This window comes from Buttiauxella agrestis ATCC 33320, from assembly GCF_000735355.1.
In the GTDB taxonomy this organism is placed as follows: domain Bacteria; phylum Pseudomonadota; class Gammaproteobacteria; order Enterobacterales; family Enterobacteriaceae; genus Buttiauxella; species Buttiauxella agrestis.
Genome location: NZ_JMPI01000022.1, coordinates 205,222 through 217,592, shown reverse-complemented (window position 1 = coordinate 217,592; position 12,371 = coordinate 205,222). Strand labels below are relative to the sequence as shown.

Here is a 12,371-nt window from a genome sequence, read left to right as displayed (position 1 = left end):
TGTTACCAGCGTTTCGCAGCTTGCTTATCTGTTTCGCGTGCTTCGACCCAGCGATCCCCGTCAGCCGTGGCTTCACGCTTCCAGAATGGCGCGCGCGTTTTCAGATAATCCATGATGAATTGTGCGGATTCGAATGCAGAACTGCGGTGCGCGCCGGTTACGCCGACAAAAACAATTTCGTCACCAGGCCACAACTCACCGATGCGATGAATCACGCTAACGCGTTGCAGCGGCCAGCGCTGGCGAGCTTCTTCGATAATTTCCGCCAGTGCTTTTTCCGTCATCCCCGGGTAGTGCTCAAGCGTTAAGGCGCTGACACTGTCACCAAGGTTGTGATTACGAACTTTGCCCGTAAATGTCACTACTGCACCGTCTTCATCGCACTGCGCAAGCCACTGGTATTCTTCGCCAACGTTGAAGTTTTCGTGGCTAACACGAATTCGGGTATTTTCCATTTTAGCCTCCGGTAACCGGCGGGAAGAAAGCGACTTCGTCACCGTCAGTCAGTGGGCTATCAAAACTCACCAGCGTCTGGTTTACCGCAGCCAGCAATTTGCCAGACTCCAGCGCCAGCGCCCAGCGCTCGCTTCTGTTTGCCAGTTCAGCACGCAACTCTTCGACATCACTGAAAGTAGCGTCCAGTTGCAGACGGTCACAATCGACCAGCTCACGCACCTGAGCAAAAAAAAGAACGTTAATCATGCTCAACCACCTTGCTCTGCGCCTTACTTTCCACCTTAAAGTCGCCAGACTTGCCGCCGCTTTTCGCCAGCAAACGCACCGGGCCAATCACCATATCTTTCTGCACCGCTTTGCACATGTCGTAAATGGTTAATGCTGCGACCGATGCGGCAGTCAGCGCTTCCATTTCCACGCCGGTTTTACCAGTCAGACGGCAGACTGATTCGATGCGCACGCGGTTGTGCTCGGGTTCGGCAGCTAAATTGACTTCGACTTTACTGAGCATCAGCGGGTGGCAAAGGGGAATCAAATCCCAGGTGCGTTTTGCCGCCTGAATACCTGCAATACGCGCCGTGGCGAACACATCACCTTTGTGATGGCTGCCTTCAATAATCATGGCAAGCGTAGCGGCTTCCATGGTGATAAACGCTTCTGCTCGCGCCTCGCGCACCGTTTCTGCTTTGGCAGAAACATCCACCATGTGCGCTTCGCCAGCGGCATTAATATGAGTGAGTTGCGACATAGTTTATTTCTTGAGATGAGGGTGAAAATTGCAAGGGCGCACGCGGGCATCCAGTTGCGGCGCAATGATGTTGTCCCACGCGGTATGACATGCTTTGGTGGAACCGGGCATGGCAAAAATCAGTGTTTTGTTTGCCATTCCCGCAAGGGCGCGTGATTGCAGCGTAGAAGTGCCGATCTCTTCAAACGAGAGCATCCGGAACACTTCACCAAAACCTTCGATTTCCCGGTCAAACAACGGGAGTAACGCTTCGGGAGTCTGGTCGCCTTCGGTGAAGCCTGTGCCACCGTTAATCAACACAACCTGGACTTCATCATCAGCAATCCATTGGGAAACCTGAGCACGAATGGCGTAGCGATTTTCTTTGACGATAGCTTTGGCTACCACGTGGTGGCCCGCTTCAGTGGCGGCTTCGCGCAGATAATGCCCTGAAGTGTCGTCCTCTTCACCGCGACGGCTCGAAACGGTCAGAATAGCAATATGTACCGGGATAAATTCACTGCTTACCTGGCTCATGAAATTCTTCCTTTTGGTCTGATTTTATCTGGTTTACCCGCCAATATAAGACAGGTTTTGAGTGATTCCGGTATCACCGTCATGCAGGAAATGAGTCTGTTTTTTATGCGTTAAGGCTTCGGCTATGCGCGCTTCCAGTTCGTCAATTTGCTCGTCGCTTGCCAGCAAATCACGCAGGGAAATGCCCTGTTCGCCAAATAAGCATAGATGCAGATTTCCAACCGATGAGACACGCAGGCGGTTGCAGCTGGCGCAGAAGTCTTTTTCATACGGCATGATAAGGCCGATTTCACCCGCGTAATCAGGGTGACAGAAGACCTGCGCCGGGCCATCGCTGCGGCTGCGTAGCTGGTGAACCCAACCACGCGCCAGTAACTGGTCGCGGATGGTTTTGCCGGAGATATGATGTTTGCGGAATAACTCGCCGCCGTCGCCGGTTTCCATCAGTTCAATGAAACGCAGCTGAATCGGGCGCGGTTTGATCCACGCAAGGAAGGTATCGAGTTCATGGTGGTTTACGCCACGCATCAGGACGGTGTTCACTTTTACGCGCTCAAAACCGGCGGCAAAAGCAGCGTCGATGCCATCCATTACCTGGCGAAATTTATCCTGCCCGGTAATAGCGTGGAACTGGCGAGCATCAAGACTATCGACGCTGACATTCACCGCGGTCAGCCCGGCGTCACGCCATTGCTGGATATCACGCGCCAGACGATAGCCGTTAGTCGTCACAGCAATCTGGCGAATACTGGCGTTTTCATGCACGGCGGCAATGATGTCGGTAAAATCTTTACGCAAAGAGGGTTCGCCACCGGTCAGGCGTACTTTTTCAGTACCCAGGGCAGCAAATGCGCGCGTGACGCGGCGAATTTCATCAACGTTGAGGAAACTTTTGTTCGCCACACCGTGAGGCTTGTAGCCATCCGGCAGGCAATAGTTGCAACGGAAATTGCAAACGTCGGTAACTGACAAACGCAGGTAAAAAAACTTACGCGCGAATGCATCGGTAAGTTGGGTAGCCATGTACACCTTCCAAATACGGGAGATGCAGTCATTTCTTACTGCACCCTGGTGACTCAAGGTCACGGCCAAAGCACCGTATCTTTCGACTTAGGTCCAGAGGCTTAGTGTGTTTTATATCCGTCATCATTCAAGCTGCAGGGGTGTTGGCTTCGCTCGTTCACCCCGGTCACTTACTTTAGTAAGCTCCAGGGGACTCACTCCCTTGCCGCCTACCTGCCCCTTGAATGCTAACGACTACGGCGATAGTAGCGCGTGATGGTCTTATTCGCCATAACAGCTTTCGCTATATAAGTACATACATAGCGAACTAATCGTTCAATTTCGCCACAGACTACGCGAAAAGTGAACTTTTGCTTTGATATACATCATTAACAACCGGAGCTGAATCGTATTTTGACTGCATTTGCGCTACCTTATTTCGATAGTTCGTCATAAGGAATAGCTATGCGCAATCGCACGTTTGCGGATTTGGACCGGGTGGTCGCCCTTGGCGGTGGGCACGGTCTGGGCAGGGTCATGTCGTCCCTCTCCTCTTTGGGTTCACGTTTAACCGGCATTGTTACCACTACCGATAACGGCGGTTCTACGGGGCGCATTCGACGCTCTGAAGGAGGCATCGCCTGGGGTGACATGCGCAACTGTTTAAATCAATTAATTACCGAACAAAGCGTTGCTTCAGCAATGTTTGAGTATCGTTTTGGCGGTAATGGCGAACTTTCAGGTCATAACCTCGGAAACTTGATGTTAAAGGCGCTGGATCACCTGAGTGTGCGGCCTCTGGAAGCCATCAATCTTATTCGCAACCTGCTTAAAGTGGACGCATTTCTGATTCCAATGTCCGAGCAGCCGGTAGATTTGATGGCAACGGATGCAGATGGCCATTTTATTTATGGTGAAGTGAATATTGACCAGCTTTCTTCGCCGCCGCAGGAGCTGTCGTTATATCCGAAAGCCCACGCCACGCGTGAAGCAGTGCAAGCGATTGCAGAAGCCGACCTGATTTTGATTGGCCCCGGCAGTTTTTACACCAGCTTAATGCCGATACTTTTGCTTGAGGATATGGACCAGGCGCTACGCCGCACTCCGGCCCCGGTCGTTTTCATTGGCAATCTGGGCAAGGAATTGAGCACCGCCGCAGCCAGCCTGTCGCTTGCACAGACGCTGGGCATCATGGAACAGCGAATCGGTAAACGTATTGTGGATGCGGTAGTGGTTGGCCCGCAGACAGATGTTTCTGAGATTACCGACCGCGTGGTGATTCAGGAACCGCTGGAGGCGAGTGACGTTCGGTATCGCCACGACAGGCATCTGCTTCGCCAGGCACTTGAAAAAGCTATTCAGCAGCTCGGATAAAACAACGCCTTCTTAATGAAGGCGTTTTCATTATGACGTTGCAATAAACAACTGCCGTAACTGATGAAGCTGGTCACGAATTTGTGCGGCTTCTTCAAATTCCAGATTTTGCGCGTGCTCCAGCATCTTCCCTTCGAGTTGATGGATTTTCTGCTGCAACGCTTTTGGCGTCAGGATGATTTCATCATCTTCAATCACGCTACGCGCTTTGCTCTTCATCCGGCCTTTGGTTTTTGCCATGCCTTCGCCAAGCTGAAGGACATCCACCACTTTCTTATTGAGCCCTTGCGGCGTAATCCCGTTTTCTTCGTTGTAACGCTGCTGTTTCTCACGGCGGCGCTCCGTTTCACCAATCGCTTTGGCCATCGACGGGGTGATTTTGTCCCCATACAGAATCGCTTTACCGTTAATGTTACGTGCCGCGCGGCCAATAGTCTGAATCAGTGAACGTTCGGAGCGCAGGAAGCCCTCTTTATCGGCGTCCAGAATCGCCACCAGCGACACTTCAGGCATATCCAGGCCTTCACGTAGCAAGTTGATACCCACCAGCACATCAAACTCACCAAGGCGTAAATCACGAATGATTTCCATACGCTCGACTGTATCAATGTCCGAGTGCAGATAGCGCACCCTCTCGCCATGCTCTTCGAGATACTCCGTCAAATCTTCGGCCATTCGTTTGGTCAGCGTAGTCACCAACACACGCTCGTTAATTTCGACACGTTTACGGATTTCAGAAAGCAGATCATCGACCTGCGTCCCCACCGGGCGAACTTCGATGATCGGATCCAGCAAGCCGGTCGGCCTGACGACCTGATCGATAACATCACCACCCGATTTTTCTAATTCGTAATTGCTCGGTGTTGCCGAAACATAAATAGTCTGCGGCGCGAGTGCTTCAAACTCTTCAAATCTCAAAGGGCGGTTATCAAGCGCCGAAGGTAGACGGAAGCCATATTCCACCAGTGTTTCTTTACGCGAACGGTCACCTTTGTACATCCCACCGATTTGCGGAATAGTGACGTGGGATTCGTCAACCACCAGCAAGCCGTCGGCGGGCAGATAATCGAATAGCGTCGGCGGCGGCTCGCCAGGCCCACGGCCAGAAAGGAAGCGCGAGTAGTTTTCAACGCCAGAGCAATAGCCCAATTCGTTCATCATTTCTAAATCAAACTGAGTTCGCTGCGTGAGGCGCTGCTCTTCAAGCAATTTGTTGTTGGCGAGCAGCACTTTTCTGCGGTCAGCCAGTTCAACTTTGATCTCTTCCATCGCTTGCAGAATACGTTCGCGCGGTGTGACGTAGTGCGATTTAGGGTAGACAGTGAAACGCTGGATAGCCTGGTCAACTTGCCCTGTCAGCGGGTCAAACAGCGAAAGCCGTTCAACTTCTTCATCGAAAAGCTCAACGCGTAATGCGAGGTCGTCCGACTCGGCCGGGAAGATATCAACCACTTCACCGCGCACGCGGAAAGTACCGCGCTGGAATGCCTGGTCGTTGCGGGTATATTGCAGCTCCGTCAGGCGCCGTATTATAGAACGCTGATCGATGATCATCCCTTTGGTCAGGTGAAGCATCATCTTCAGATATAAATCCGGGTCGCCCAGACCGTAAATCGCCGACACCGACGCCACCACAATGACATCACGCCGCTCGAGCAAAGCCTTGGTTGCTGACAGACGCATTTGCTCGATGTGCTCGTTCACTGAGGAATCTTTTTCGATAAAAGTATCAGAGCTTGGCACATAAGCTTCGGGTTGGTAGTAGTCGTAATAAGAAACGAAGAACTCCACAGCGTTATCCGGGAAGAACTCTTTCATCTCGCCATACAACTGCGCCGCCAGCGTTTTGTTTGGAGCCAGCACCATAGTGGGGCGTTGTAAATCAGCAATCACATTTGCCACGGTGAAGGTTTTACCGGACCCGGTTACACCTAACAAAGTCTGGTGCGCAAGTCCGTCTTCCAGACCCTCTTTCAGGCGACGAATGGCATCAGGCTGATCGCCAGAAGGTTTGAATGCTGAATTTAATTTGAACGCTTTACTCATGAAGAGGCTACCTGATGAAGAAACGAGCGGGCCGGAGGATAATTTTACTCGGCACAGGAAATTTTGCCAGAAAAAGATACTGGATGAAAAACCAGTTACTTGCCGTCACGTTTATGATACCGACACGATTTACCGCCAGGTTTGCATGTAAAACATACAACTCTTAGCGGTTTACGCTGACCAAAATGGTTATCCCCAGATTTTTTTACCTTTTAACATTTGTCAAGCAGTGTCATAAAAGCGTAAGGAACATCTGTGGCACTTTTATTGCAGCAATTGATTTTATTCAACTCGTTAATTTTTAAAGGTTATTTAAGAAAGTCTGGTTTCGCGCCAATTCATGCGCAACCCGCGTCCGCTCTCGCTTACCGTAAGTTTTCTAACTCTAATGCACATGGTTATCCACAGGAATAGTGGATAACTGCTCTCAGGCCTTTTGCAGCGCAGACCGCAAAAAACCCTAAATTCTATGTGCGGGAGGCTAAAAATATTTTTCCAGATTATTTTTGGCTTTTTTTTGCTCGTCCTGAGGTCGATATTTCTTTTGATCCTGCTCACGGATTACGCATTTGAGAAAATAGTGTCACAGACTTGCACCAAACACGTAAACAGCCAGGCACTGACAAAGTGCATGCCCTTTTTAAAGTCGTAGAAGCCGAACACTTATTCACCCTTTTTTATGAGTCTTTTCTCAAAGTTGCATTGTTCTGGCTCCGACATCGGTTCATGGCAGGAGAATTGCAGTGATGATAGACGCCATGCTTCAAATCGCTGAAGTAGCCTACGTTGTTCAGCCTGCCAGAAGGAGAGTATCGATGTTGAGTCTTCGTGCTGTTAATCAGTTTTATGGCGAAAGCCATGTGCTGTGGAATCTGGATCTCGAACTCGCGCCAGGCGAATGCACCTGCGTTCTGGGCGCACCAGGAATGGGTAAAACGACTCTGGTCAACTGCATCACGGGTTATCTGCCAGTGCAAAGTGGCAGTATGACCTGGCTTGAAGCAGGCCATCCTCCGCAAGATTTACTGACTCAACCCATTGAAGGCCGGGCTGCGCTAGGAATGAGCTACGTTGCGCAGGACAGACGAATATTTTCTCAATTAAGCGTTGAGGAGAACCTCCAAATTGCGCTTTTAGCAGCTCGTATACCGTCACGCGCAATACCCAATATGATCTATGAGCTTTTCCCTGAACTTTACAGCTTGCGCCACATGCGGGGCGGAGAGCTTTCTGACTACCTTCAGCAGCAGTTAGCTCTGGCACGGGCGCTAGTGACTGAACCGAAACTGTTGATTCTTGATGAACCGACTTTTGGCAGCGGCCAGCGTTTTATCAACGATCTGGGAAATATCATCCGCAGGCTAAGCCGTGACTTTGGGCTGACTATCCTGTTGGTAGAACAACGGTTGTCGTTTATTCGCCGTGTCGCAGACCGCTTCTGTTTGCTTCATCGTGGGCGAAATGTGGCCCAGGGGAACGTGGCTTTACTGGATGACAAACTGGTTTCCAGTTGGATAGATCCATGATGGTGTACCATTCGACGGCAAGAACAGAACACAAGTTCTGCCGTCACAACTGGCCCAGTTGCTTCTGTATGTTTGCATCAACATCTGCCAGTTCCCTCTGCAAATTACATTGGCGGGTGATGGCTGATAATTCCACCAGCGGCAAAGGGACTTTCGACACACCCGCTTCACGCATCCAACGCAGCACAGGCTCCAGGTGCCAGATGGCTGTTTTACCGTCATGCACAGGCTGAGGAAATGCATCCCGGCTCACCATCACTTTGCGCATATACTGGCGTGAAAACCCCAGCAGTTCAGCGATATCAGTAAGCCCCACCAGGTCGGGCATCACTTCAACCAATGCCGCCCCTGGAATAATGCGCTTAACGTCTTTAATCGCTGAAACCACCGCCTGCTTTGCATCTTGCGCTTCGCGAATAAAATTCAATGCAATGCGCCCGGTCACTCCCACGCCAACGAGCGCGTCATCACACCCCTGAGCCCCTAAGGCTTCAACCCATTGCTCCGGATTCTGGCTCTTTTCTGGCAGCGTGAAAATCACTGTAAAACTAAACTCTGACATGTCCTGCTCCTTGCAACTCAATGCCTGATGATAGGTGGCGTACCCTGTTGACTACAGTTATCGACAACACGGCGGATTTGCCGCGCGTGGTTATACGCACTACGCGGTGTACTCCAGATGCAGCTAATACAAAACTCACCGCAGCGGCAGGCTTTATCATTCCATGGGCAATACATCTTTCCCCAACAGTGCGAACCGCCAGGCCGCACTTTCCAGCCCTGACATTCGGCATAGGTCAATGCTGCCTCGATATCTTTATTCGGGTGTAACCGCCGCGTCATAAAACCTCCAGTCGATACTCTCAAAAAAGTTGTCACATGACAACATAAATTGAGAGGCAATTTACTCCAGGCCTGGTTTTCTACAACAAGAAATTCAAACGATTAATAGCAACAGGAAGAGCGCCCGAAAGATTTATCGGGCGTTGCAAAAATGTGCGAGGGAAATGCGAGCTATGCCGAAAGAAGGGAAATATTCAGGTGACTACCCAATACTGTTTGATCATTGATTTCCGGGCAGAAAGGAATTTCACCCAGCATCGGGGCTTTTAAAACATCACGCAGCGTCGCGATGTATTCTTCATGCCGTTTGCCCGTTGGCTGAACGTCGTTGGCAATCCAGCCTGCGAACTTTAAGCCTGAGTTCTGAATTGCCAGTGCCGTCAACATGGCGTGGTTGATACAGCCCAGTTTCACCCCTACCACCAGAATTACCGGCAGTTGTTCTTGTATCACCCAGTCAGCAAAAGTTGTGGTTGTTGAAAGTGGTGTGAACCAACCTCCTGCGCCCTCGACCTGCAACCAGTCTGCCTTCGTTGAAAGTGCCTCAAGCCCCGCCGACATTTGCGAAAAATCAATAGGCCGTTGTTCCTGCGCGCTCACGATATGCGGCGACGTGGGTTCCAGAAATGCAAACGGATTGACTTGTTCATAGCCTAATTCAACGCTGCTATTGCGCTGAAGGGCCAGCGCATCGCTATTACGAATGCCCTGCGCCGTCATCTCGCTTCCCGACGCTACCGGCTTATATCCCACGGCACGATAACCCGCCGCTGTAGCCGCCTGTAGCAGTGCGCAACTGGCAACAGTTTTGCCTACTTCTGTATCGGTTCCGGTGACAAACCATTTTTTAATCACGCTCAATAACTCCACAAACGAGTTGCCAGGTCAGGGGGAATTGCCCCTCTTTTTGCGGCCAGGCGAGACTTAATTTTTGCAATTGTTGACGGGTCATCAACGATGTTTTGCGCCCGTCATGAAGATGCGTAGCGCCAGTGCCCTTCAGCGATTGCATGGCACTTATCACGCTGTCGTAATACTGGGTAATCTCATGAATTTGCAGAGAACACCGCCAGCCATGACACGCTTCCTGAATCTGCGTAAAAGGCAGGAAATGGTTGGCATGGGATTGTTCATCCACCGCCTGCCAGGCCGTGTGCAATTCACTTAATGAACCGGCTGCAAGGGTGGTGAATGCCACACACCCGCCCACACGCGTGACGCGGTAAAGCTCGCTCAAACCACTTCGTAAGTCGCTACACCACTGCACAGCAAGGTTACTCCAGGCGAGGGAAACCTGCTTTTGCGAAAGCGCTATGGCTTCGATATCGCCTTCGAGATAGCAATCAGCGCAACCATTGAGTGCGGCATGTTTCAACATTGCAGGTGAGAGATCCAGGGCCGTCACATGGCAGCCTTTTTCACGCCATGCGCGGCTGTACCAACCGGTGCCACAACCGGCATCCAGCACGGTTGAGATTTCCCGGCCTTCAATCATTTTTGCGAGCAATGTTCCACTCTCACGCTGTAATTGCGCGTGGCTGTCGTAGGTGGTTGCTGCACGGCCAAATGCAGAAGCGATAGCCGTTTTGTTAACAAGTCGCGTCATGCAAAGCCTCCAGCAGCCTGTCGATGTCCTCAAAGGTGTGGCTGGCGGTGAGCGTAATACGCAGCCGCGCAGTACCCTGCGGCACAGTGGGAGGGCGAATCGCAGTCAGCCAGAATCCCCGCTCACGCAAAGTGGCAGCAAGATGAATCGCCGCCTGATTTTCGCCCACAATTAGCGGTTGAATGGCCGTTTGCGAGGCCCTTAACTCCAGCGGCAAGCGTGCTGCCCCCATACGAAACCGGGCGATGTTGGCGTGTAATTGCGACCGCCTGAAATTATCCTCGCGAATGACATTTAATGACGCCGATAACGCATATGCCTGCGCGGGCGGCATGGCGGTGCTGTAAATAAGATGGCGAGCGAATTGCAGCAAATAATCTGCCATTGATTCACTGCACAACACAGCGGCACCACTGGCACCGAACGCCTTACCAAACGTCACCACCAGCAAATCGGGCTTAACGTTTTGCTGGTCACAACTGCCCCGCCCTTCATCGCCGATTACGCCGATGCCGTGAGCATCGTCAACCATCAACAAGCCTCCGGCGTGCCGGGTGGTTTGTGCAATATCAGCCAGCGGTGCTTCATCACCGTCCATGCTGAATACGCCTTCCGTCACCACCAATTGCTGCCCTTCTGTTGGCTGCGCAAGCAGTTTTTGCAGAGAAGCGACATCGTTATGGGCAAAGCGCCGAAGTTGTGCCGGGCTATGCATCGCTGCTTCCAGAAGCGACGCGTGGCTGAGTTTATCCGCAAGAATACGGTCTGGTTTTTCACTCAGCGCCGCAATCACCGCCTGATTAGCCGCAAACCCTGAAATAAACAGCAGCGCACGCGGATAACCGAGCCAATCCGCCAGTTGTTCTTCAAATTGCTGATGGGCTTCGTTGTAGCCGGTGACATGCCCGGAACCGCCGCTGCCAACACCGTAAATTTCTGCCCCATGCTGCCAGGCGGTTATGACTCTGGCGTGTTGGCTTATTCCCAGATAATCATTACTGGAAAAATTCAGATAGCGATGGGCGTCTTGCACCAGATAACGGCCACTGCCGTGCTCGTTAGCCTGACGGGTTCGGAAACTGCCGCTGGCACGCCGTTGTTCAAGCGCGCCGTCGATGCGTTGCTGCCAGGTCATACAGCCGCCGCGTTGTAGTAAGTCTCCGTATCCGCGTTGAGCAGTTGATCGGTGAGTTGCTGCTGCTGTTCGTTATCGCCCGCATGGGTGGTGGTTTGCTGCGGGTTAAGCCCCAGTTTGCGGAACAATTGCAGGTCTTTGTCCTCTTCTGGATTTGGCGTGGTCAGCAGTTTGCAGCCGTAGAAAATGGAGTTCGCCCCCGCCATGAAACACATGGCCTGAGTTTGCTCACTCATCTGTTCGCGCCCGGCGGAAAGACGCACAAAAGACCCTGGCATCATGATGCGCGCGACGGCAATTGTGCGAATAAAATCAAACGCATCGACATCTTCGTTATCGGCCATCGGGGTGCCTTTTACCTTCACCAGCATGTTGATTGGCACGCTTTCTGGTGGAGTCGGTAAGTTAGCCAGTTGCAGCAATAATCCGGCGCGATCTGTCACCGTTTCGCCCAAACCGACAATGCCGCCGGAGCAGACTTTAATGCCTGCGCCGCGCACTTTGTCGAGCGTATCAAGGCGTTCCTGATAGGTGCGGGTGGTAATAATATTGCCGTAAAATTCTGGCGAGGTATCGAGGTTATGGTTGTAATAATCAAGCCCCGCCGCCGCTAAACGTTCGGCTTGCGCACCGGTTAATGTGCCGAGCGTCATGCAGGTTTCCAGCCCCATTTCGCGCACACCCTGCACCATTTGCTCGAGGTACGGCATATCGCGATCGTTAGGGTTTTTCCAGGCAGCGCCCATGCAAAAACGGGTCGAACCGGCATTCAACGCTTTACGCGCCGAGTCAAGAACCTGCTCCACTTCCATCAGGCGTTCAGACGTCAAACCGGTTTTATAACGCGCGCTTTGCGGGCAATACTTGCAGTCTTCCGGGCAAGCGCCGGTTTTAATCGACAGCAGCGTGCTGACCTGAACATGGCGAGGATCGAAGTGCTGGCGATGCACCTGTTGGGCCTCAAACATCAGTTCGAGGAAAGGTTTTTCAAATAAAGCAGTAACCTGCGACATTGACCAGCGTGCGTGGTGAGCCATTGGGCGTCTCCAAAAAGGGTGTTGTTAGGCATTGATTGACGTTATACTTGTAAACCTAAATCTTTTTTAAATGGTTTACAAG

At 51.8% G+C, this 12,371-nt stretch carries 14 protein-coding genes and 1 riboswitch; of the genes, 2 read left to right on the top strand and 12 right to left on the bottom strand.

From position 1 onward, the window contains the following. Positions 1-2: 2 nt before the first annotated feature. The 5 genes from moaE to moaA form a co-directional block, all read right to left on the bottom strand. The gene (gene moaE / locus GBAG_RS05760; RefSeq protein WP_034494155.1) at positions 3-455 is read right to left on the bottom strand and encodes a molybdopterin synthase catalytic subunit MoaE; all 453 of its coding nucleotides are present in this window, start codon (positions 453-455) and stop codon (positions 3-5) included. A 1-nt stretch (position 456) separates the two neighbouring features. Then, complete coding sequence (gene moaD / locus GBAG_RS05755; protein ID WP_034494153.1) at positions 457-702, bottom strand: molybdopterin synthase sulfur carrier subunit; 246 nt, start codon at positions 700-702, stop codon at positions 457-459. Beyond that, positions 695-1,204 carry a cyclic pyranopterin monophosphate synthase MoaC gene (moaC, locus tag GBAG_RS05750; RefSeq protein ID WP_034494151.1) on the bottom strand — a complete coding sequence of 170 codons (510 nt, stop codon included), beginning with the start codon at positions 1,202-1,204 and terminating at the stop codon, positions 695-697. The genes moaD and moaC overlap by 8 nt, the downstream gene beginning before the upstream one ends. Positions 1,205-1,207: 3 nt before the next feature. After that, positions 1,208-1,720, bottom strand: coding sequence for a molybdenum cofactor biosynthesis protein B (gene moaB / locus GBAG_RS05745; protein WP_034494150.1), 513 nt, complete (start codon positions 1,718-1,720; stop codon positions 1,208-1,210). Positions 1,721-1,753: 33 nt separating this feature from the next. Further along, on the bottom strand, positions 1,754-2,743 hold the full coding sequence (gene moaA, locus GBAG_RS05740) for a GTP 3',8-cyclase MoaA (protein WP_034494147.1): 990 nt from the start codon (positions 2,741-2,743) through the stop codon (positions 1,754-1,756). Then, a riboswitch (molybdenum cofactor riboswitch) is annotated at positions 2,731-2,862 on the bottom strand. (Overlaps the previous gene by 13 nt.) A gap of 325 nt (positions 2,863-3,187) precedes the next feature. Here moaA and yvcK point away from each other — a divergent pair. After that, on the top strand, positions 3,188-4,096 hold the full coding sequence (yvcK, locus tag GBAG_RS05735) for a uridine diphosphate-N-acetylglucosamine-binding protein YvcK (RefSeq protein WP_034494145.1): 909 nt from the start codon (positions 3,188-3,190) through the stop codon (positions 4,094-4,096). Positions 4,097-4,126: 30 nt separating this feature from the next. On the opposite strand, the gene uvrB is transcribed toward yvcK, so the two are convergent. Further along, the gene (gene uvrB, locus GBAG_RS05730; RefSeq protein ID WP_034494142.1) at positions 4,127-6,142 is read right to left on the bottom strand and encodes an excinuclease ABC subunit UvrB; all 2,016 of its coding nucleotides are present in this window, start codon (positions 6,140-6,142) and stop codon (positions 4,127-4,129) included. A gap of 815 nt (positions 6,143-6,957) precedes the next feature. On the opposite strand from uvrB, the gene GBAG_RS05725 reads away from it, so the two are divergent. Further along, entirely contained in the window at positions 6,958-7,668 is a 711-nt protein-coding gene (locus GBAG_RS05725; protein WP_034494140.1) for an ABC transporter ATP-binding protein, read from the top strand. Between the two features lie 43 nt (positions 7,669-7,711). Here GBAG_RS05725 and GBAG_RS05720 read toward each other — a convergent pair whose 3' ends face one another. The 6 genes from GBAG_RS05720 to bioB all read right to left on the bottom strand — a co-directional run bounded on the left by GBAG_RS05720 (position 7,712) and on the right by bioB (position 12,289). Beyond that, positions 7,712-8,230, bottom strand: coding sequence for a helix-turn-helix transcriptional regulator (locus GBAG_RS05720; protein WP_034494138.1), 519 nt, complete (start codon positions 8,228-8,230; stop codon positions 7,712-7,714). Positions 8,231-8,247: 17 nt separating this feature from the next. Beyond that, the gene (locus GBAG_RS22000) at positions 8,248-8,511 is read right to left on the bottom strand and encodes a hypothetical protein (RefSeq protein WP_072011145.1); all 264 of its coding nucleotides are present in this window, start codon (positions 8,509-8,511) and stop codon (positions 8,248-8,250) included. 171 nt (positions 8,512-8,682) lie between these two features. Then, complete coding sequence (bioD, locus tag GBAG_RS05715; RefSeq protein WP_034494136.1) at positions 8,683-9,366, bottom strand: dethiobiotin synthase; 684 nt, start codon at positions 9,364-9,366, stop codon at positions 8,683-8,685. Beyond that, positions 9,359-10,117, bottom strand: a complete 759-nt coding sequence (gene bioC / locus GBAG_RS05710) for a malonyl-ACP O-methyltransferase BioC (RefSeq protein WP_034494134.1) — start codon at positions 10,115-10,117, stop codon at positions 9,359-9,361. Before bioC ends, bioD begins: the two co-directional genes overlap by 8 nt. After that, positions 10,101-11,252 (bottom strand): 8-amino-7-oxononanoate synthase, encoded by a 1,152-nt coding sequence (bioF, locus tag GBAG_RS05705; RefSeq protein ID WP_034494132.1) that lies wholly within the window; start codon positions 11,250-11,252, stop codon positions 10,101-10,103. The genes bioC and bioF overlap by 17 nt, the downstream gene beginning before the upstream one ends. Beyond that, entirely contained in the window at positions 11,249-12,289 is a 1,041-nt protein-coding gene (gene bioB, locus GBAG_RS05700; protein ID WP_034494130.1) for a biotin synthase BioB, read from the bottom strand. The genes bioF and bioB overlap by 4 nt, the downstream gene beginning before the upstream one ends. Positions 12,290-12,371 lie beyond the last annotated feature (82 nt).

Coding starts and splice junctions, on each gene's coding strand:
- GBAG_RS05720 (WP_034494138.1), bottom strand. CDS start 8,230: ATGTCAGAGTTTAGTTTTACAGTGATTTTCACGCTGCCAGAAAAGAGC.
- bioC (WP_034494134.1), bottom strand. CDS start 10,117: ATGACGCGACTTGTTAACAAAACGGCTATCGCTTCTGCATTTGGCCGT.
- yvcK (WP_034494145.1), top strand. CDS start 3,188: ATGCGCAATCGCACGTTTGCGGATTTGGACCGGGTGGTCGCCCTTGGC.
- moaD (WP_034494153.1), bottom strand. CDS start 702: ATGATTAACGTTCTTTTTTTTGCTCAGGTGCGTGAGCTGGTCGATTGT.
- uvrB (WP_034494142.1), bottom strand. CDS start 6,142: ATGAGTAAAGCGTTCAAATTAAATTCAGCATTCAAACCTTCTGGCGAT.
- GBAG_RS22000 (WP_072011145.1), bottom strand. CDS start 8,511: ATGACGCGGCGGTTACACCCGAATAAAGATATCGAGGCAGCATTGACC.
- moaC (WP_034494151.1), bottom strand. CDS start 1,204: ATGTCGCAACTCACTCATATTAATGCCGCTGGCGAAGCGCACATGGTG.
- GBAG_RS05725 (WP_034494140.1), top strand. CDS start 6,958: ATGTTGAGTCTTCGTGCTGTTAATCAGTTTTATGGCGAAAGCCATGTG.
- moaA (WP_034494147.1), bottom strand. CDS start 2,743: ATGGCTACCCAACTTACCGATGCATTCGCGCGTAAGTTTTTTTACCTG.
- bioB (WP_034494130.1), bottom strand. CDS start 12,289: ATGGCTCACCACGCACGCTGGTCAATGTCGCAGGTTACTGCTTTATTT.
- moaB (WP_034494150.1), bottom strand. CDS start 1,720: ATGAGCCAGGTAAGCAGTGAATTTATCCCGGTACATATTGCTATTCTG.
- moaE (WP_034494155.1), bottom strand. CDS start 455: ATGGAAAATACCCGAATTCGTGTTAGCCACGAAAACTTCAACGTTGGC.
- bioF (WP_034494132.1), bottom strand. CDS start 11,252: ATGACCTGGCAGCAACGCATCGACGGCGCGCTTGAACAACGGCGTGCC.